Genomic DNA, 19947 nt, shown 5'->3' with positions numbered 1-19947 from the left:
TTCACTTGGTCGCCTCTTTCCGAACATTCTGTGCGCCACCGAGCAGCAGAAGCATCAGCGCCTTCTGCGCGTGCATGCGGTTCTCCGCCTGGTCAAACACGACCGACTGCGGACCATCCAGCACCGCATCCGTCACCTCTGCGTTGCGATGCGCGGGCAGGCAGTGCATGAAAACCGCGTGCGGCGCGGCATGCGCCATCAGCGCTTCGTTCACCTGGTAAGGCTTGAAGATCGGTGCGCGCTTGGTTACTTCATGCTCCATGCCCATGCTCGTGCACACGTCGGTATAAACCGCGTCGGCGCCTGTTACCGCCGCCACCGGATCGCTGACCAGCTCAATGCTGCCGCCGGTCGCATTGGCAATCGCCCGCGCCTGCGCCACGATATCGGCCTTCGGCGCATAGTTCTTCGGAGAGCCGACCACGCAATGCGCGCCCAGCTGCGCAGCTGTCAGCATCAGCGAGTGGCAGACGTTGTTGCCGTCGCCCACGTAGCTGAAGCGCAGGCCCTTCGCCGTGCCGAACTTCTGCTCGAGCGTCAGGAAATCCGCCAGCGCCTGGCAAGGGTGTTCGAGATCGCTTAACGCGTTAATGACCGGGCAGGCCGCGTAGGAGGCCATCTCCGTGATGGTCTCGTGCGCATAGGTCCGCAGCACGATCAGCGATACCCAGCGCTCCAGGTTCCGCGACATGTCGGCCAGCGATTCGCGCTCGCCCAGCGGCGACTGCGTCTGATCGACGAAGATGGCCGAGCCGCCCAGCGTGTTGATGGCCGTCTCGAAGGTGAGCCGCGTGCGCAGCGAAGCCTTCTCGAAGAACATCACCATCTGCTTGGCGTCGAGCGCCCAGCGATAGTCCATCGGCCGCGCCTTCACGTCATGCGCCAGCTTCAGAACCGCCTCCACTTCTATCGTCGAAAAGTCCGCGATCGAGCACAGATCGCGTCCAGCCAATGACTCGACAGGTGAGGGAACCGAGCCCGCCACCGCTTCCTTCAAATCCAATGCGTTGCTAGCCAATGTTGGTTCCTCCCTCGTTTGCGGCGCCCGCGGTCTGCGGAGCACGCTCTGTCAGAATTTCGTCTAGCGCATCTGCGGCCGCATCCACATGCTCGCGCTTGAGGATGTATGGCGGCAGGAAGCGCAATACCGTCTCGCTGGTGCGGTTGATCAAGATCCTGCGTTCCAGCATCGCGTTCAGCACATCCTTCGCGAGCTCCGCGGAGTCCAGCTCAGCGGCCAGCATCAGTCCCTTGCCGCGAACCTCGACGATGGCCGGATGCTTTGCCTGGAGCTCATGCAGCCTGCGGGTAAAATATGTGCCGACTTCGGTTACATGTTCGAGCAGCCGCGTCTTTTCCATCTCGTCGAAAACCGCAATGGCTACCGCGCAGGCCAGCGGACCGCCACCGAAAGTCGTTCCGTGCATGCCGGGATGGATCGCCCGCGCCGCTTCTTCCGTGCACAGCATCGCGCCCAGTGGCAGACCGCCCGCCAGCGGCTTTGCCACTGTCGTCACGTCCGGCAGAACGTCGTAATTCTGGTACGCAAACCACTTGCCGGTGCGGCCAAAACCAGCCTGGATCTCGTCCACGATCAGCAGCGCGCCGGTCGACTGCGTCAGCGCACGCGCCACTTCAAAGAACTCGCGCGAGACCATCCGGATACCGCCTTCGCCCTGGATCACCTCGAGCACAATTGCGCAGACATCGGTCGAAAACTTCTCGTTCAGGTCGGAGACGCTGTTGAACGCTACAAACTCGACGTCGCCCATGACCGGAGCGAATGGCTCGCGGTACTTCGCCTTATGCGTTGTCGCCACCGCGCCCATCGTGCGTCCGTGGAAGCTGTGCTCGAGTGCCAGGAACTTCGTGCCGATCGTCCGTCCCTCGCTGCGCAGGAGCCCGGCATGTGCGCGGGCCAGCTTCAGCGCGGCTTCCATGGCCTCGGTGCCACTGTTCGAGAAAAAGGCGCGATCCAGGCCGCTCGCCTGGGTCAGTCGCAGCGCCAGCTCCGCCTGTCCTTCATGGAAGAACAGGTTCGAGGTGTGAATCAGTTTGCGGCTCTGCTCGAGGATGGCCTTCTCTATCGTCGTATGGCCATAGCCCAGAGCATTTACGCCGATCCCGCTCAGCAGGTCCAGGTAGCGATTGCCCTTTTCATCGACAAGATACACGCCCTCACCCGATACAAAATGAATCGGGTTCCGTTCGTAGGTCGAAAGCAGTAGCTTCGCTTCCGCTGCCTGGATTTCCTCTAATGTCATCTCAGCTCTCCATCCGGTGAGGTCAGGCCATTGCGGGTCGACCGAGTGAAATCTCTCTATAAGGTGATGACTCTTCGTGCATACGTGATGCTTGTGGCGTCTTAGGCCACGAGCACTTCCGTCCCCTGCGTTACACGCGTATTGCAAAGATCGGGCAGCACCGCCGCTGCTTCCGCGGGAAGAATGCGCACGCGTTTCACGCCCTGCAGCAGAGCCTCGCGGCAGGCGCCGAGCTTTGGCAGCATGCCGCCGCTGATGACTGCATCGCGCGTCAGTGCGGCGATCTGGCTCACGCTGAGCCAGCGCATCACTTCGCCGTCGGCGCCACGCACGCCCGGTACGTCAGTCAGAAACACCAGCGCATCGGCCTTGCATGCGGTCGCCGCGGCCGCAGCCATCTCGTCCGCGTTCACGTTGTAGTATTCGCCGTCAAAGCCCAGCGCAATGCTCGAGAGCACTGGCACCGCGCCCATCTGCCAGATCGCCTCCAGCCAGCGCGGATCGGACGAGGCAATCTCGCCTACATATCCAAGGTCCGGCGCCGTCCGCTTCTTACGCGCGCGGAAGATGAGCCCGTCGCCGCCGGAGAGCCCCACCGCTGCCTGCCCATGCGAGCCCAGCGCCGCCACCAGCGCCTTGTTCACCTGGCCGCTCAGTACCATCACCGCCGCATCGCGGGTCTCGGCATCGGTCACGCGCAGGCCGGCGATGAACTCGCTCTGCTTGCCCAGCTGCTTCAGCGTGCGCGTCAGCTGTACGCCGCCGCCATGCACCAGCGCCACCTGATGACCGTCCTTCACCATGTCGGCAATCGCCTGCGCGCAAGCCTGCCGCAGTTCCAGATTTTCCAGTGCCACTCCGCCCAGCTTCACTACGAATTTCATGTGCGTCCCACCTTCATCTCTTGCGAAAACTTGATTGTTCCACTCTGCGCCGGGAGTCTTACTCCAACCCTTCGGACTCGCCCCAGCCGCATATAAGGTTCAGATTCTGCACCGCCTGTCCGGATGCACCTTTGAGCAGGTTGTCCAGGCAGGAGACGAGAATCAGCCGTCGCCCACTCTTATCCAGCTCAAAGCCGATATCGCAGTAATTCGTTCTCACCACGTACTGGATCTGTGGCAGATTCCCCGCGCCGAAGAGCCGTACCATCGGGCTGCCGGCATAAAACTTCGTGTACAGATCGGCGATCTCCGCCGCCGTCTTCGTTTCCTTCAGCGAGACATAAATCGTCGACAGAATCCCGCGCGGAATCGGCAGCAAGTGCGGCTGGAAGACAATCTCGTCGCTGTTGAGAGCAAGCTGCTCCAGCAGTTCGCCCGTGTGCCGATGTCCGAAGACGCCATAGGCGGAGAGATTATCGGCCGCATACATAAAGTGGGTCTTCGCCGTTGGCGCCTTGCCCGCGCCCGAGACACCCGACTTCGCATCACACACAATGCCGCGCTCCGTATCTGCCCATCCCGCTTCGGTCAGCGGCTTCAGCGCCAGGATCACCGACGTTGCATAGCAGCCCGGATTCGCCACCAGCTCCGCATTGCGAATCTCTTCGCGATGCAGCTCAGGGCTGCCATACACGGCTTTCGCCTGTGTCGCCTTGGCGACTTCGGTGCCGTCATCTTCGAACTTGTAGACCGCGCGATTCTCGGCAGCCTCCAGCCGCCACGCCCCGCTCAGGTCGATGACCTTGATCCCGTGCTCGAGCGCCAGCGGCGCATAGGCGCGCGACTGCTCATGCGGCGTCGCCAGGAACAGCACCTTCACGCCGCGTTCCTTCAGCAGCTCCCAGGAGAAAGGCTCGATCTTCAGGCCAGCCGACCCATTGCCGTCGCGAAGCTGCGGATGCAGCGCCGTCAGCAGCTCTTCCTTTGCGGCTGCGCCTTCCGCGACCGGACGTCCCAGGAATACAGGAGGGGTGTTCTTCAGCCGTGGATGGTGCAGCAGCAGCCGCGCCAGCTCCGCACCCGAATATCCGCTCACTCCAAGTACTGCAGTCTGCACCGAATCTCCCTCGTTTCTTTTGTTGGTGACGCTCTTTACAGCGTTCATCTCAAAAATTGACCCGCGCCCTGCCCATCCGACGTCGGACCATGAATCGCGACCAAAGGGAGCGGAGGCCGAAGGCGGATCGCCCTGCGCGAAGCAGCTAGCCGATCATCTCTGCAAGCTGTACCCGCAGCCCCGCGGCTCGTCGTTCGTCTTCGCAGATGATCAGGATGGTGTCGTCACCGGCGATTGTGCCCAGCACCTCGTCCCAGTCTTCATGGTCGATCGCCGCTGCTACCGGCTGCGCCCCGCCATGGGTCGTAATCACCACCAGCTGGTTCATCGCCTGCTTTACCTTCAGTCCAAAGGTCGAAAGCACCTCTTCGACCGTCAGCCCGCCGTCGTCTTCTTCGTCTTCCGCCAGCGCCACGCCGTTGCCATTCGGCAGGGCATAGCCATTCGGTCCTTTGTATAGTCGCAGTTCGTGAATGTCGCGTGACACGGTCGCCTGCGTGACGTCGAAACCTCTCCGCACCAGCTTGCGGCGCAGCTCGTCCTGGTTGGAGATGGCCATCTGCGCCACCAGCTCCCGAATCGCGTTGTGCCGATCGACCTTGGTCACTGCCATGCTCCGTTTCCTGAACCAAATAGAAAATCGCGGGTCAGAAGTCCCCCGCGCCACGCTGCATAAAAATACATATTGATGTATAAATATACGCAGGCCGTCTGTCAAGACATCCGGATAAAAATTGCTGATGCATTCGATTGCATTTCTTTATGAAGTGCGCGGGAGCCCTGTCCACCCTGCATTTTCGTGATGCCATCAGCGCAGAAGGGACTTATAGTGGCATATGGGCTGCATAAATAATTCTGATTTTGCCTCGGCATTCGAGCGCCCACAGAGCTCGTCTACCTTCCCGTCTATCTCCGCTCCTGCCGTTTCCCAGCCGGCTGCCACGCTGATAGACCCGCGCTTTGAGCGTGAGTCCTGCGGCGTCGGGTTTGTCGCGACCCTGACCAATATTCCGTCGCACGACATTCTGGAGAAAGCACTTACAGCGCTAGCCCGCCTCGAGCACCGTGGCGCCATCGCCGCCGACGGCAAATCCGGTGACGGTATCGGTATTTCCACCGGCATTCCGCGCGAGCTGCTGCTCGCCTCCGTCGGTAAGACGCTTGCAGACGAGCGTCCCCTGGCTGTGGGGGTAATTTTCTTCCCTCAGCAGGACGAGGCCTCGCTTCTCGCGGCGCAGGCCGCCTTCGAGGCTTCGCTCGCCACGCAGGATCTGCAGCTGATCGCCTGGCGTGAGGTGCCCATCCGCCGTGAAGTCCTCGGCGAAATTGCCCTTTCGACGCTGCCCATCATCCGGCACGCACTCATCACCGATGCGACGGATGCAGAGTTCAAGGTTCGCGCCTTCGCGCGCCGCCTCTATCTCAGCCGCAAGCACTTCGAGCGTGTCGAGAATGCCCTGATCGCGGCCAATCCGCAGCATCAGCTCCCCTACGTCTGTTCGTTCTCGACCTCGAACATGGTTTACAAGGCCATGTGCATCGGCCGCCTGCTTGCCGATTTCTATCCCGATCTCACCAACCCCGAGTTCACCACGCCGTATGCGCTCTTCCATCAGCGCTATGCGACGAACGTCGCTCCCTCATGGGATCGCGCGCAGCCGCTGCGCATGATGGCGCACAACGGTGAGATCAATACTGTATGGGGCAACCGTGCTCGCATGCGTGCCCGTGCGGCCAGCTTCGCCGCGGAGTTCGGCGACGCGCTCGAGCCGCTCTATACGCCCGAAGGCTCCGACTCGACGTCGCTCGACGAAACGGTGGAGATGCTCTCCCGCAACGGCCGCACCGTCGCCGAAGCGCTGCGCATGCTCATCCCGCCCGCCGCGCTCGAGAAGCCGTCGGCGTTCTTCTCCTATGCGGCGGACAGCGCCGAGCCCTGGGATGGTCCTGCTGCGATCGCCTTCTCCGATGGCCCGCTGGTAGGCGCTATTCTCGACCGCAATGGCCTTCGTCCTTGTCGATTCTTCGTGACGCAGGATCAGCTTGTTGTCCTCGGCTCCGAGGCCGGTCTCGTCGATCTCGACCCGGAAACCATCGTGCACAGCGGCCGTCTCGGCCCCGGCCAGATGCTGGTCGTCGACCTCAAGGATAAGAAGCTCTACGAAGACGAAGAGCTGCAGACCGTCTTTGACGGTGCTGCTCCTGAGTACGAGAGCCTCCTCGAGGATCACACTCTCGAAGATCACATTCCCGATCCGCCTATCGAAATGGCTGAGCTCACCCGTCTGCACATGAGCTTCGGCTACTCGCGCGAAGACGTGAACATGATTCTCAAGCCCATGGCCACGGACGGCAAGGATGCTATCTGGTCGATGGGTGACGACACGCCGATTGCGCCGCTTGCCCGTGCGCCGCGGCCCGTCTACGCCTATTTCCGCCAGCGTTTTGCGCAGGTCACCAATCCGCCGATCGATTCGCTTCGCGAGGCACGTGTCGTTCAGCTGCACACCCGGCTTGGACCCTGGCCGCACATGCTCGACAAGCATGCGCCGCTGCCTGGCCTCTCGCTGCGCTCGCCGATTCTCTCGCTGGCGCAGATGCACGATCTCCGCGCCCGCGAGCATGCGCTGGCGAACAACCTGCCGCTCGCGCTGCTCGAGTGCGTCCTGCCGGCGGGGCAGTCGCTCCAGGCGACGTTGGATGAGCTCTGCACCAAGGCCATCGAACTGGTGCGCGGCGGAGCCGCCATCCTGCTGCTCACCGATCGCGTAGTCGAGCGTTCTGGAGAGCGCGTCGGGCCGACCATCCCTATGGCTTTGGCTCTCGGTGCCGTTCATCAGGCTCTGATTACCTCGGGTGATCGTGCCCGTGCCGGTCTCGCTGTCGAAGCCGGCGACTGCCGCGATCTGCACCACGCCGCCGTCCTGCTTGGCATGGGCGCTGGTGCTGTCTGCCCATGGCTTGCACTTGAGACTGCGCGCAACCTGAATCCGGAGAAGGGGGAAAGCAACACGCTGCACGCCTTCGACGCCGGACTGGCCAAGATCATGTCCAAGATGGGCATTTCGGTGGTCGACAGCTACCGCAGCGCGCATCTCTTCGACTCCCTCGGCCTCTCGCGGGAAGTGGTGGATCGTTGCTTTACCGGCGTAGCCGCTCCGCTCGGCGGCATCGGCTTCGCAGAGCTCGAGGCGCAGATCCGCCAGGCCTGGCAGCAGAGCCAGCCTGCGAATCCCGCTGAGTCCGGTGATGGCGGTGCGCCCGTGCCCACCCTGACCGCCACCAAGGATCTCCCCGATTACGGCTGGGTTCGCTTCCGCAAGGCGGAGGTCGCTGAGCCGCATAGCTGGCAGCCGACTACCGTCAAGGCGCTGCAGACCGTCGTGGGCAGTGCTCGCGGTGTCGCCGCCGTGGCCGAGCCGGCCGTGGCCTGGCAGGCCTTCTCGACGCAGGCCGTCGATCCCCAGCCTGCTAATCTGCGCGATCTCCTCGAGATTCGCCCTGCCGGCGCGCCGCTGCCGCTCGAGCAGATCGAAGCGCCGACGTCGATGTACAAGCGCTTCATCGCTTCGGCCATGTCGCTCGGTTCTCTGAGCCCCGAGGCGCATCAGACCGTGACCGCGGCGATGAACATGATCGGTGCCAAGTCGAATACCGGCGAAGGTGGCGAAGATCCTGCCGTCTACCAGCCGAATGTCGATCTCGACCTGCTCGGCAAGCCGACCCCGTCTTACCTGCTGAATAACAAGGTCAAGCAGGTGGCCTCGGGCCGCTTCGGTGTCACCACCGAGTACCTGATGCATGCCGAAGAGATCGAGATCAAGGTCGCCCAGGGTGCCAAGCCCGGCGAAGGCGGACAGCTTCCCGGCCACAAGGTCACCGAGCTGATCGCCCGCCTGCGCCATGCGCAGCCCGGCGTCACTCTGATTTCCCCGCCGCCACACCACGACATCTACTCGATCGAAGATCTCGCCCAACTCATCTATGACCTGAAGCGTGTGAACCCGCGCGCCACGGTCGGCGTCAAGCTGGTCTCCGAGTGCGGAGTTGGCACCGTGGCTGCGGGTGTGGCCAAGGCCTGGGCTGACTACATCGTCATCGCCGGCCACAATGGCGGCACCGGAGCCTCGCCGCTTTCGAGCATCAAATACACCGGTAACCCGTGGGAGATCGGTCTTGCCGAAGCTCAGCAGGTTCTGCTCGATACCGGCATGCGGCATCGTGTCCGCCTGCGCTGCGACGGCGGACTGCGTACTGCCCGCGATATCCTCATCGCCGCTCTCCTTGGCGCCGACGAGTTTGCCTTCGGTACGGCCGTGCTCGTCGCCCTTGGTTGCGACATGGCTCGCCAGTGCCACCTCAACACCTGTCCCACGGGCATTGCAACTCAGCGCCCCGAACTCCGCGCCAAGTTCCGCGGACGTCCGGAGCACCTGGTCCGCATGTTCGAGGAGCTGGCCCGAGACCTGCAGGCGCTGCTCGCCCAGTATGGCCTGCCTTCGATCGCGTCCGCCATCGGCCGCACCGACCTGCTGGAGCAGGTGCGCCACGACGGCAATCTCGATCTGGCGCCCATGCTGGCGGCTCCGGTCAGGGAGCACTCGCGCTGGGGTGGGGAAGCGAACACCCAGAAGACCGCGCATCCTCCCATCGACGAGGCCTGGACTGCTCCGGCGCTCGCGGCATGGAAGGCCGGCGAGCACTATATCTATGACGCCCTGGTCTCCAATGAAGATCGCACCCTCGGCGCCCGTCTCTCCGGTGAGCTTGCGCTCGAGCACACCGCCGGGCACCTCACGCCGGGCCGCGTCACCTTTAATCTGGCCGGTGTCGCCGGGCAATCCTTCGGAGCCTTCGCTGTTCCTGGCGTCGAGCTGGTACTGAAGGGCACAGCCAATGATTTCGTGGCCAAGGGGCTCTCCGGTGGCGAGGTCATTCTCAAGGGAGCCGGCCGTGCCGCGCTTCAGTCCGAGCTGCATGTCATCCTCGGCAACGTCGCCCTCTACGGTGCTACCAGCGGCGCGCTCTTTGCCGCAGGCCGTGCCGGTGAGCGCTTCGCCGTCCGTAACTCGGGCGCGCTGGCCATCGTCGAAGGCGTCGGCGATCACGGTTGCGAGTACATGACCGGCGGTCTGGCGGTCATCCTCGGCGACACCGGCTACAACTTCGGTGCGGGCATGACCGGTGGCCTGGCCTGGGTCTTCGATGAGACAGGGAACTTCCTCAGCCGCAACAAGTACCATGCTGATTTCCTCATCGCCGAGACCTGGGATGGGCTCGATGAAGAGGCACGGCAGAGTATCCGTGGCCTGGTCGAGCTCCATCTGGGCAAAACTTCCAGCACTCGTGCAGCCTGGCTGCTCGGCAACTGGGAGGAGCTGGCGAAGCGTTTCATCCGCCTCAGCCCGAAGCCGCAGGCATAACTAACGCCATACCAGCATGCGAGACCCGGCTTAAAGCCGGGTCTCGTTTTTTCGTGGCAAACCTGGGTGCCTTGCGAGCAATCTTATGGGTGAGTCCAGACCATGCCAAACGACCTCCGCACTCATGCTCGCACCGCTGGAACGGCCCTGTTCAACTGGTGGAAGGCGGTCACGCTCGAAGCGCTCTGCGTTGCGGTGCTCTGGTGGATTGGGCTTTTTCTTTTAGGGGTGCCGTGGGCTCCCGTGTGGGCGCTGATCGGCGGCCTGATGACCTTCATCCCCAATTTCGGTGGGGTGATTACGGTCATCTTTCCGGTGCTGATGATCCTCTTCAGCGGCCATGACATGTACCGCCTTGGCCTGGTTCTCGGTCTCTACGCGGTGATCGTGGTCATTGACCAGCTTGCGCTCCAGCCATTGCTGCTCAAGAGGGTTAGCCGCATCCCCATCTGGGCGTCGATTGTCGTGCCCATCGCCCTCGGCATCATCATCCCGTTCTGGGGCGTGCTACTCGGACCGCCGCTGCTGGCTATCATCTACGCCTTCCGCAAGCCTCCTCAGCCATTGCCGCCGCCTCAAACAGGGCCAAGGTAGTCATCTGTGGGCATAGCCACACGGAGCTATTCTTTGCAGAAACAAAAGGGGTTATCAACTCCATTCGTCACGTGAGGCATAAAATTCAATAATTCTTATTGACTAATAGTAGTTATTGATTGCGGCTCTTATTCTGCGCCAGCATACTTTACGCTGCAGCCGTAGGGCCGGGTGTATCCGGTGGCCACCGGCTGGCCGTTCATGGATTCGGTCAGCGCTGCCGAGACGTAGTTCTTCGAGCCAGCGACGTCGCTGGTATCGGTCGTCGGATGGTCATCGATGGCCCCGGCATAGATCAGTTTGCCTTGCGGATCGATGACGAACATATCCGGCGTCGTCTTCGCCTCATAGAGGTGGCCGATTGCGCCGCTGGGGTCAAGGAGCGCGGCGGTCGGATCGGCATGGACTTTTGACATGTAGGCGTTTTCTTCCGCAGGCGACATATAACCCTGGTTGCCCTGCGCAGACGAGAGCACGGTCAGCCAGACGACGCCTTTCGTCGTCCACTGTTTCTGAAGCGCCTGCATGTTGCCGCTCTCGTAATGCTTCTTCGTATATGGGCAGCCGTTGTTCGTCCATTCCAGTACCACATATTTGCCGCGATATTCCGAGAGTGAGTGTGTCTTGCCGTGGGAATCCACGCCGGTGAATGCGGGAGCCTGGTCGCCGACACGGACGGCGTACGCGGAGAGGGAAATGGCGAAGGAAAGCGAGGCGACAGACAGTCTGGAGAGCAGGCGCATGGGGATCTCCTGGCAGAGATGGGATCGTCCTGCCGGTTTAGACGCGAAAACTGGCCCGGCAGGACGCGCATCTGGAAACTGCTTTTAGAAAACCTTCTCGCCTGGAGCGGCTGTCTCGGCCTTCTGCGTATCCGGTTTAGCCATGGCTACGGAATCCAGGGCCGAGATGACGATGCCCGGTGTCAGGACTTCAGGCAGTACCTTCGGCGGCTGGCTCGGATCGGCGGGGTAGACGGCGTAGGTGGGGATGCTGCTCCGTCCCAGCGCGGCCAGTGCCTGGGTGATGGCGTCGTCGTGCTGCGTCCAGTCGGCCTTGATCAGCGCCACTCCGCTCGAGGCGAGCTTCTGCTCTACATCGGCCCGCTCCAGGACGACCCGCTCGTTCACCTGGCAGCTCAGACACCAGCTGGCGGTGAAGTCCACGAAGACCGGCTTACCCTGTGCGCGGTACTGCGCCACCAGCTGCGGCGTGAAAGGCTCCCACTTGGTCGCGCTTGCTGCTGTTCCGGTTGTTGCCGCCGAAATGGGTGCACCGAGCTTGTCCGCTGCATAGACTGGCACAGCCACTGCCAGCGCGAGGACCAGTATGGCTGCAATGGTCGCCGGAGCCTTTGCCGGCCAACGGCCTAGAATCCAGCCTGCGATGGCCAGCAGCAGGAAGGCGGCGAGCAAGGCGAGCAGTGCGGTCGCACCGGAAACCTGGGTAAAGACCCACACCAGCCAGATCACCGTGCCGAAGATCGGCACCGAGACGGCCTGCTTCAGTACTTCCATCCACGCGCCCGGCCGCGGTAACAGCCTTGCCCACGAGGGGATGAAGGTCAGCAGGAGGTACGGTGCGGCCAGTCCCACCGCCAGTGCACTAAAGACGGCAAAGGTGATGACCGGTGGCTGCGCCAGCGCGTAGCCCACTGCCGCGCCCATGAATGGCGCCGAGCAGGGCGTCGCGACGACAACCGCGAGTACCCCGGTAAAGAAGCTGCCCGCGTATCCGCTCTTCTGGGCGAGTCCGCCCCCCGCGCTCGTCAGTGTGAGGCCAATCTCAAACTGCCCGGCCAGTGAGAGGCCGAGGAAGAAGAGCAGCAGGGCCATCAGCGCGAGGAAGATCGGCGACTGGAACTGGAAGCCCCAGCCAAGCTGGTGTCCGGCGCCACGCAGGACCAGCAGTGCTGCAACGACTGCCCAGAAAGAAATGAGGATGCCGAGCGTGTAGACGAGACCGTGGCGGCGCATCCGGCCGCGCTCCTCGCCTGAGGATTGCACCAGAGCCAGTCCCTTGATGAAGAGCACCGGGAAGACGCACGGCATCAGGTTCAAAATGATGCCACCGACGAAGGCGAGCAGCACGATGCCGGCAAGGCTGCTCGCCGCGCGGCTCCCCGAGGCTGCAGCCAGCGTGCCGGGAGTGGCGTGAATCTCATAAGCCCGTCCGCCGCTCAGCACGAGAAGTCCATGCAGCTCCGTTGGCGCCGAGGTCAGGTTCTCGTCCTTGGTCAGCGCCAGCTCGACGCCATCTCTGCGCGGGGTGACGGTCTGCGGTGCGGGGTTCGAGACCACCGTCTGGTCAAAGGGGAAGAACTCTGCCGAGTTTTCCTTCTGCCCTGTCGAGACTGCGAGTTTGAAACCCTGCGGCGTGGTCTCGAACTTCGCCTGATCGTCCGAGGGCAGAGGCTTGGGGAGGGTCGAAGCGAAGCGTGCAAGGAGTGCCGCATCGTCTGCAATCTGGCCCGGCTGCGAGGGCGCAGAGCCCAGGGCTGCGCGCGTGACGGCAAGCTCCGCCTTGCCGGGAATGCACACCTCACGGCAGACCAGCCAGCTCACCTTGCCGCCGAGAGTTGCCGTCGGACCGGCCGGCTTGTAGCTCTGCGCCACCGTCACCGGGATGGGGAAGAGGACTTCGTTCTCGTAGCCGAAGTCCATCAGCGGGCCGAGGGGCAGGCGCTTCGGCGTCGGGAACTGGAGATCGCCGGCAGTCACGCCATCCGGCAGCGCCCAATGTATTTCGGGGGGCTCGCCCGAGTCGCCGGCGTTGATCCAGTAGACGTGCCAGCCGGGCTCGAGCTTGAAGTACAGCCCGGCGGTGAAGTGCTGGCCGGGATAGATCTGCGCGGGTGGAACCACGAGCTGGACGGTGAGATGAGGCACAGAGGCGCTGGGCGCGGCCTCCGAAGCCGCATCCGGCGCAGCGAAGGCGCGCCCGGTCACGAGCAGGAAAAGGGCAAGCAGAATCGAAGAGAGGCGGCGTCCGCGCATACACCATTTTAGAGCGCGAAGCCGGGGTTCTGGTTACACGTGGTTGGGTGGGAACCGTGGTGCCGTGTGGGATTTCAGGGAGGGGCTTGCTTCTGGACTCTCATGAGACCCACCCATGACCAGGTGCCTGTCATGGGTGGGGCACCCGTTCCTTCGTGGAGTTTTGGTCCGAGCCTCCCACGTCTCAAGATCGAGACGTGGGGCACCCGCTTGCTCAGGCTTACCGGAGGTTGGTGTAGCCGCCGTCGATCAGCATGTCTACGCCGGTGATGAAGCTGGCTGCGTCGGAGCAGAGGTAGAGCGCGAGGTCGGCGATCTCGGCCGGCGTGCCCATGCGGCCGATCGGCTGCGCGGCGGCGAGGGTGGCCATCATCTCCGCTTCGCGGCCCGGATAGTTCTTGGCCAGGAAGCCATCGACAAACGGTGTGTGCACGCGTGCCGGAGAGATGCAGTTGCAGCGGATGCCATGGGGCAGGCAATCCTTGGCGACGGAGAGCGTCATGGCCAGCACTGCTCCCTTGGTCATCGAGTAGGCGAAACGCTGGCTCAGTCCGGAGGTCGCCGCAATCGAGGCGAGGTTCAGGATCACGCCTGATTTTGCCGCAGCCATGAGCTTCACTGCCTCTTGCATGGTGAAAAATGTGCCGCGCACATTCACCTTGTAGAGACGGTCGAAGTCGTCGGTCGAGGTTGTCTCGATCGAGCCGACGTGCGCGATGCCCGCGCTGTTCACCAGCACATCCAGCTTGCTGCCCGGCAGTGCGGCGAAGGCCGCCGCCACGCCGGCCTCGTCGCTCACATCCGCTGCCAGCGCGTGACAGGTGCTGCCTGTGGCTGCTGCGATCTCTGCCGCGGCTTTCTCCGCTGCGTCGGCCTTCAGGTCAAGTACGAAGACCTCCGCGCCTGCCTCGGCGAATTTCGTCGCAATGGCCCGTCCGATGCCGCTTGCCGCGCCGGTGACCAGCGCCCGCTTTCCTTTGAGAGTGATCTCTGCCATGAATCCTCCGGTGTTCCGGTATGTGTTTGAGGGCCGCTTCCAGATTTGGAGCGACCCTCGGGTTTATGCCCTGGTTTCGGCTGCCTTTGCTTCTTCGAGCCATGCCTGCCCGTTGGGGAAGGCAAACTCGGCGAGCGACTCGGGCTTGATTTCGATGCTGTAGCCTGCGGCTTCCGGCAGCATATAGCGTCCGCGCTCGATGCGCACCGGCGTGAGGAAGTGCTCGTGGAGATGGTCCACGTACTCCACCACGCGGTTTTCGAGTGTGGCCGAGGCCCAGAGGTAGTCGAAGGCCGAGAGATGCTGCACATACTCGCAGAGGCCTACGCCGCCTGCGTGCGGGCACACCGGCACGCCGAACTTGGCCGCCATCAGAATGATGGCCAGGTTCTCGTTGACGCCGGCGACGCGGCAGCTGTCGATCTGGCAGACATCGATGGAACCCGCCTGCAGAAGTTGCTTGAACATCACCTTGCTGTGGCAGTGCTCGCCGGTGGCGATGCGCACGCCGCTCTCCTTGCGGATGCGGGCGTGGCCGAGGATGTCGTCCGGGCTGGTGGGTTCTTCCATCCACCAGGGGTCGAGCTCCTTGAGCGCGGTGGTGCGTTCGATGGCTTCGAGGACGCCCCACTTCTGGTTGGCGTCGACCATCAGCTTATTTTCCCAGCCGATCTCGGCGCGCACCAGCTTGCCGCGGCGCAGGTCGTCGGCTGCGTCGCCGCCTACCTTCAGTTTGAAGTGCGTCCAGCCGTCGCGCAGACCCTCCTGGCAGAGACGCTTGATCTTCTCATCGCTGAAGCCGAACCAGCCTGCCGAGGTGGTGTAGGCCTGCAGCCCATTCGCGCGCAGTTTTGCCACGCGGTCTGCTTTCGTCGGCTCATTGCGCTTGAGGATTTCGAGAGCTTCGGCCGGAGAGAGAGCATCATCGATGTAGCGGAAGTCGATGAGCGAGACGATCTGCTCCGGGGTCATGTCGGCGAGCAGCAGCCACACCGGCTTGCCTTCAACCTTGGCCCACAGATCCCACACGGCGTTGATCAGCGCTGCCGCGGCGAGGTGCACCACGCCTTTTTCCGGCCCGAGCCAGCGGAATTGCGTGTCGCCGATGAGGTCGCGGCAGAAGCTTGCCATATCAAGTTGTATGGACTCGAGCGTGCGGCCTACGACGAAGCGCGAGAGGTACTCGACCGCCTGCACGCAGAGGTCGGTGCCGCGACCGAGCGTGAAGGTGAGACCGTGACCCTCGAAATTGCTGTCAGTTTCGAGAATGCAGTAGGCCGCCGAGTAGTCGGGGTCCTTGTTGACCGCGTCCGAACCGATATGGAAACGCGAGGTAGGGAAGCGGAGATCGATGGTGCGAATGCCCGTGATACGAATCGTGCTCATGCTTACGCCTGCTTCTCCGAACGGGTTTTGTTGCGCAGCTCGCCGAGACCTTCGATGCGGACGACCATCTCTTCGCCATCGCGCAGCCAGCGCTGCGGCGTGCGGCCCAGGCCTACGCCTTCAGGCGTGCCGGTGCTGATGATATCGCCTGCCTCGAGCGGCGTGAGCGCGGAGATGTACTCGATCAGCTGCGGGATCTTGAAGATCAGGTGCTTTGTATTCGAGCTCTGCAGCGTTTCGCCGTCGACCGTCAGGCTGATGTCGAGTGCGTGTGGATCGGCGATCTCGTCCTTGGTCACAATGCTGGGGCCGAGCGGCGTGAAGGTGGGGAAGCTCTTGCCGAGCGTCCACTGCGTGGTGGCGAGCTGGATATCGCGGGCGCTCACGTCGTTCAGGATGGTGTAGCCGAAGACGTACTCCTGCCAGTCGGCGGCCTTGATGCGATAGCCGGACTTCGCAATCACGACGGCCAGCTCGGCCTCGTAGTCGGGCTGCGTGCTGTTGTAAGGCAGGATGACGTCTGTGTCCGGACCGGTCACCGAGGAGGCCAGCTTCATGAACACCGTCGGGACAGCCTGGACCTTCATCTGCGACTCGGAAGCGTGGCTCGCATAGTTGAGGCCGATGCAGAAGATGCGCGGCGGCCGCGCGATGGGCGCCAGCAACTGAGCCTGAGCCTCCGGGGTGCCGTTGCCTCCGGCGATTGCGGCCTTGGCGGCGGCTTCCGCCTTCGCCGGCTCGGCGATGACAGCGTGCATATCTGCAAAGCCGGCCAGTTCGTATACCGAACCTTCAGACAGAACGCCCACGCGGCTTCCGTTGGCTGCTCCTTTATAGGTGACAAACTTCATCTTGGAATCTCCTTGGGGATTTGGATAGTGAGGGACGGTCCGCAGTTCATGCGCCGACTGTCGCCGATAACAAAGAAAGTTGAGAAAGATCGAGGCCGTATACGCGAGCCGCGGTGCGTCCGAGAATCTGTGCCTTTTCGGTTGGGCTGAGCGCGCTGATCCAGCCTTCGAGGGTCTGCCACCACACGGCATAGCTTGCGCCGACCGTCAGAACGGGCCAGTCGGTGCCGGCCATCAGCCGGTCCGGGCCAAAAGCTTCGAGCACTACGTCGAAATAGGGTTGCAGCTCGGCGGAGGTCCATGAGCGCCAGTCTGTCTCTGTGATCATGCCGGAGAGCTTGCAGGCCACATTCGGCCGCTGCGCCAGTGCACGGATGTCTTTTGTCCAGCTTTGGATGGCGCCTGCACGGATATCGGGCTTGGCGATGTGATCGAGGACGAAAGCCTGATCCGGGTGACGATCCACGAAGCGGATGGCTTCGGGCAGCTGGCGCGCGAAGATGAGGATGTCGTAGACAAGCCCGGCATGGGTGATCGATGCGATGCCGCGGTTGAATTCCGGCGCATCGAGAAAGCCGTCCGGCTCTGCCTGTACCACGTGGCGGAGGCCGCGCAAACGCGGGTTCGCGGCAAAGCGCTCGAGTTGAGAGGGAAAGTCTTCTGCCGCGATCGGCAGCCAGCCGACGACGCCGGCAACCGGCGATGCCGGCGTCGCCAGTTCGAGCAGCCACGCGGTCTCCTCGAGCGTCTGCCGGGCTTGTACGGCGACTGCACCGGAGATACCCACCTGCCGCATCTCTGCGCGCAGGTCTTCTACGAGGAAGTCGCGGCGCAGCGTAGCCATGTCATCGCTGATCCAGGCGTATTCGTCTGAGAAGCGCCAGAGGTGATGGTGGGAGTCAATCTTCAGCATCTTTTACCGGGCTTCCAGGTAAACCCATATACGAACGTATCATTTTGCATGTGGAACATGCTCGCCGTTTTGCAAAGATCGATCGCGGACGGCATCATGCCGCTCTGCCTGCCCTTCCGAGCCGCCATTGACGGAGGCGTGGCAGCGTGGTTCGATCAGGTTTGGTGAGTACAAGAAAATCTCTGTCCCTGCCGGTCGATGCGATCCTGCCTGCGATTGTGTCTTCATTGGAACGGCATCCAAACCTGATTGTCCAGGCCCATCCCGGCGCGGGCAAAACAACCCGCATCCCTGCACATCTGCTTTCTGTCACCCGCGGCGAGGTGCTGGTCCTCGAACCGAGGCGAATCGCCGCCCGCATGGCCGCGCGGCAGGTTGCGCGCGAGATGGGGGAGCCGGTCGGCGAGACGGTGGGTTACCAGGTGCGGTTCGAGGAAAAGAGCGGGCCGAAGACGCGGCTGCGCTTCCTGACCGAAGGCATTCTTACCCGGCGCCTGCTCTCCGATCCGACGCTGCGTGCCGTGGATGTGGTGGTCTTGGACGAATTCCATGAGCGGCATATCGAGGGAGACCTTGCCCTGGCCATGCTGAGGCAGCTCCAGCAGCGCAGGCCGGAGCTGAAGCTCGTGGTCATGTCGGCGACGCTCGAAACTAAGGGGCTGAGCGAATTTCTCGACGGCGCTCCGCTGCTGCACTCCGAGGGCCGTACCTTCCCGGTCACGGTCGAGCATCTGCCCTATTCCGCACAGCCTCTGGAGGCGCAGGTGCGGAATGCCGTTGAGAAGCTGATGGCCGAAGGCCACGACGGCAGCATCCTCGTCTTTCTGCCCGGAGTGGCAGAGATTCGCAGGGCGATGCGGGAGTGCGAGGCGGTAGTCAGGAAACACGATCTGCTGGCTCTGCCGCTTTATGGCGGATTATCGCCGGAGGAGCAGGATCTGGCCGTGGCGCCATCGCCCCGGCAGAAGGTGATCTTTGCCACCAACGTAGCCGAGAGCTCGGTGACAGTGGCCGGTGTGACGGCGGTGATCGACAGCGGGCTGGCGCGGGTCGCCAGCCACTCGATCTGGACGGGGCTGCCGACCCTGGCGGTGGCGAGGGTGAGCCGGGCTTCGGCAACGCAGCGTGCCGGTCGTGCGGGCCGCACAGCGCCGGGGCGGGTACTGCGGCTTTATCCGGAAGAGGATTTTCTGCGCCGTGCGGAGTTCGATACCCCGGAGATTTTGCGCAGCGATCTCTCGCAGCTCTGCCTTGCGCTGCGTGCCGCTCCTTCAGAGGCGGTGCGTGGCCTGCAGTGGCTCGATGCTCCACCGGAGGTCGCAGTGCGCCAGGCTGAAGCGTTGCTCGACCGGCTTGGCGCACAGGGGGAACCGGCGAAGGAGATGGCGCGCTATCCGCTGGCGCCGCGGCTGGCCAAGCTGGTCATGGCGTCTCTGCAGGCAGGCGCCGGCGAAGAAGGCTGCCTGGCCGCGGCGGTGCTCGCTTCGGACGTGCGGAGCCGCAGAACCGACCTGCTCGAAGCCATGGATGAGCTGCGCTCGAACCCGCAGGTTCGCCAGCAGCTGGAGCAGATTCGCCGTGTGGCCAGGCCGCCGCGCCAGTTGGAGAAGCATGACGACGCGCTGCGGCGGGCGGTGTTGGCCGCCTTTCCGGACCGCGTGGCGCGGCGGCGTTCGGGCAGGCTGGTGCAGCTCTCGATGGGCGGCTTGGCGGAGCTGGCCGGGGACGATGCCATCCATGAATTCCTGGTGGCGGTCGAGGCCGAGGATCGCAAGGATAAGGCTCTGCCGGGGATTCGCATGGTTTCGGCGATTGAGCCCGACTGGCTGCTCGATCTCTTTCCCGAGCGCGTGACGGAGCGCAACACGGTGGAGTGGGTAGCCTCGGGTGAGCGCGTAGAGTCGGTCAGCACGCTGCTCTACGACGACCTGGTGATGGATGAGACGCGGGGTGCGAAGGTCGAAGAGCAGGCCGCCTCGGCATTGCTGGTGAAGAAGGCGGTCGAAGCGGGACTGGCGCCTTTCGTCGATGCCGATGCGCTGGAGGCACTGCTGGCGCGCATCGAGTTTGCCGGCCTCGAGCCGCCGGATGTGGAAGGCACGCTGCGTGAGCTGTGCGCAGGCCTGCGCAGCTTTTCTCAACTGCGCACGGCGGCAAAGGACCTGCTGCCGCTGCTCGAACAGCAGGCTGGATCGCAGCGTCTGCAATCGCTCGCGCCTCATAGCATCCGCCTGCAGGGCGGACGGCAGACACGGGTTCACTACGAGCGGGGCAAGCCGCCGTGGATTGCCTCACGCCTGCAGGATTTCTTCGGCATGAAAGAAACGCCGCGCATCGGTCCCGCGCAGACGCCGGTGGTGATCCATCTGCTCGCGCCGAACCAGCGTGCCGTCCAGACGACGGCGGATCTGGCGGGCTTCTGGCAGCGGCTTTATCCGCAGGTACGGAGGGAGTTGATGCGGCGCTATCCGCGTCATGCGTGGCCGGAGACGCCGTAGGAATCGGGCAGAGGACTTGTTGTG

The 19947-nt window shown here is 63.3% G+C and carries 14 protein-coding genes; 3 read left to right on the top strand and 11 right to left on the bottom strand.

Annotation, left to right across the window (positions count from 1 at the left end; translation table 11 throughout):
• Nucleotide 1: 1 nt before the first annotated feature.
• The 5 genes from argF to ESZ00_RS00285 form a co-directional block, all read right to left on the bottom strand.
• Complete coding sequence (gene argF / locus ESZ00_RS00305) at nucleotides 2–1018, bottom strand: ornithine carbamoyltransferase (protein WP_129206193.1); 1017 nt, start codon at nucleotides 1016–1018, stop codon at nucleotides 2–4.
• Nucleotides 1011–2264 (bottom strand): aspartate aminotransferase family protein, encoded by a 1254-nt coding sequence (locus ESZ00_RS00300; protein ID WP_129206192.1) that lies wholly within the window; start codon nucleotides 2262–2264, stop codon nucleotides 1011–1013. The genes argF and ESZ00_RS00300 overlap by 8 nt, the downstream gene beginning before the upstream one ends.
• A 101-nt stretch (nucleotides 2265–2365) precedes the next feature.
• Nucleotides 2366–3148: an acetylglutamate kinase gene (gene argB / locus ESZ00_RS00295; RefSeq protein ID WP_129206191.1), complete on the bottom strand. Its 783-nt coding sequence runs from the start codon at nucleotides 3146–3148 to the stop codon at nucleotides 2366–2368.
• Between the two features lie 58 nt (nucleotides 3149–3206).
• Nucleotides 3207–4313: an N-acetyl-gamma-glutamyl-phosphate reductase gene (gene argC, locus ESZ00_RS00290; RefSeq protein WP_129206190.1), complete on the bottom strand. Its 1107-nt coding sequence runs from the start codon at nucleotides 4311–4313 to the stop codon at nucleotides 3207–3209.
• Between the two features lie 97 nt (nucleotides 4314–4410).
• On the bottom strand, nucleotides 4411–4878 hold the full coding sequence (locus ESZ00_RS00285; protein WP_164981258.1) for an arginine repressor: 468 nt from the start codon (nucleotides 4876–4878) through the stop codon (nucleotides 4411–4413).
• A gap of 223 nt (nucleotides 4879–5101) precedes the next feature.
• Here ESZ00_RS00285 and gltB point away from each other — a divergent pair, with 223 nt between their 5' ends.
• Both gltB and ESZ00_RS00275 read left to right on the top strand, forming a co-directional pair.
• Nucleotides 5102–9688, top strand: coding sequence for a glutamate synthase large subunit (gene gltB / locus ESZ00_RS00280; protein ID WP_129206189.1), 4587 nt, complete (start codon nucleotides 5102–5104; stop codon nucleotides 9686–9688).
• Between the two features lie 102 nt (nucleotides 9689–9790).
• Nucleotides 9791–10282, top strand: coding sequence for an AI-2E family transporter (locus ESZ00_RS00275; RefSeq protein ID WP_129206188.1), 492 nt, complete (start codon nucleotides 9791–9793; stop codon nucleotides 10280–10282).
• A gap of 128 nt (nucleotides 10283–10410) precedes the next feature.
• Here the strand turns inward: ESZ00_RS00275 and ESZ00_RS00270 are convergent, their stop codons facing one another.
• From ESZ00_RS00270 to ESZ00_RS00245, 6 genes are all read right to left on the bottom strand, one after another.
• Entirely contained in the window at nucleotides 10411–11025 is a 615-nt protein-coding gene (locus ESZ00_RS00270) for a thioredoxin family protein (RefSeq protein ID WP_129206187.1), read from the bottom strand.
• Nucleotides 11026–11109: 84 nt separating this feature from the next.
• A complete protein-coding gene (locus ESZ00_RS00265; protein ID WP_129206186.1) occupies nucleotides 11110–13278 on the bottom strand; it encodes a protein-disulfide reductase DsbD family protein in 2169 nt (722 codons plus the stop codon).
• Nucleotides 13279–13498: 220 nt separating this feature from the next.
• Nucleotides 13499–14275 (bottom strand): SDR family NAD(P)-dependent oxidoreductase, encoded by a 777-nt coding sequence (locus tag ESZ00_RS00260; protein ID WP_129206185.1) that lies wholly within the window; start codon nucleotides 14273–14275, stop codon nucleotides 13499–13501.
• Nucleotides 14276–14338: 63 nt separating this feature from the next.
• Nucleotides 14339–15661, bottom strand: coding sequence for an enolase C-terminal domain-like protein (locus ESZ00_RS00255; protein WP_129206184.1), 1323 nt, complete (start codon nucleotides 15659–15661; stop codon nucleotides 14339–14341).
• A 2-nt stretch (nucleotides 15662–15663) separates the two neighbouring features.
• A complete protein-coding gene (locus tag ESZ00_RS00250) occupies nucleotides 15664–16512 on the bottom strand; it encodes a fumarylacetoacetate hydrolase family protein (protein WP_129206183.1) in 849 nt (282 codons plus the stop codon).
• Nucleotides 16513–16558: 46 nt separating this feature from the next.
• Nucleotides 16559–17425 carry an amidohydrolase family protein gene (locus tag ESZ00_RS00245; protein WP_129206182.1) on the bottom strand — a complete coding sequence of 289 codons (867 nt, stop codon included), beginning with the start codon at nucleotides 17423–17425 and terminating at the stop codon, nucleotides 16559–16561.
• Nucleotides 17426–17589: 164 nt separating this feature from the next.
• Between ESZ00_RS00245 and hrpB the strand changes: the two genes are divergently transcribed.
• Nucleotides 17590–19923: an ATP-dependent helicase HrpB gene (hrpB, locus tag ESZ00_RS00240; RefSeq protein WP_229740851.1), complete on the top strand. Its 2334-nt coding sequence runs from the start codon at nucleotides 17590–17592 to the stop codon at nucleotides 19921–19923.
• Nucleotides 19924–19947: the final 24 nt, after the last annotated feature.

This window comes from Silvibacterium dinghuense, assembly GCF_004123295.1.
GTDB classification, from domain to species: Bacteria; Acidobacteriota; Terriglobia; order Terriglobales; family Acidobacteriaceae; genus Silvibacterium; species Silvibacterium dinghuense.
Note: the sequence above shows the minus strand (reverse complement) of the source record. Positions and strands in the feature narration are given on the sequence as shown.

Coding starts and splice junctions, on each gene's coding strand:
- ESZ00_RS00300 (WP_129206192.1), bottom strand. CDS start 2,264: ATGACATTAGAGGAAATCCAGGCAGCGGAAGCGAAGCTACTGCTTTCG.
- ESZ00_RS00255 (WP_129206184.1), bottom strand. CDS start 15,661: ATGAGCACGATTCGTATCACGGGCATTCGCACCATCGATCTCCGCTTC.
- argC (WP_129206190.1), bottom strand. CDS start 4,313: ATGAACGCTGTAAAGAGCGTCACCAACAAAAGAAACGAGGGAGATTCG.
- gltB (WP_129206189.1), top strand. CDS start 5,102: ATGGGCTGCATAAATAATTCTGATTTTGCCTCGGCATTCGAGCGCCCA.
- ESZ00_RS00275 (WP_129206188.1), top strand. CDS start 9,791: ATGCCAAACGACCTCCGCACTCATGCTCGCACCGCTGGAACGGCCCTG.
- ESZ00_RS00260 (WP_129206185.1), bottom strand. CDS start 14,275: ATGGCAGAGATCACTCTCAAAGGAAAGCGGGCGCTGGTCACCGGCGCG.
- ESZ00_RS00245 (WP_129206182.1), bottom strand. CDS start 17,425: ATGCTGAAGATTGACTCCCACCATCACCTCTGGCGCTTCTCAGACGAA.
- ESZ00_RS00250 (WP_129206183.1), bottom strand. CDS start 16,512: ATGAAGTTTGTCACCTATAAAGGAGCAGCCAACGGAAGCCGCGTGGGC.
- argB (WP_129206191.1), bottom strand. CDS start 3,148: ATGAAATTCGTAGTGAAGCTGGGCGGAGTGGCACTGGAAAATCTGGAA.
- ESZ00_RS00285 (WP_164981258.1), bottom strand. CDS start 4,878: ATGGCAGTGACCAAGGTCGATCGGCACAACGCGATTCGGGAGCTGGTG.
- ESZ00_RS00265 (WP_129206186.1), bottom strand. CDS start 13,278: ATGCGCGGACGCCGCCTCTCTTCGATTCTGCTTGCCCTTTTCCTGCTC.
- ESZ00_RS00270 (WP_129206187.1), bottom strand. CDS start 11,025: ATGCGCCTGCTCTCCAGACTGTCTGTCGCCTCGCTTTCCTTCGCCATT.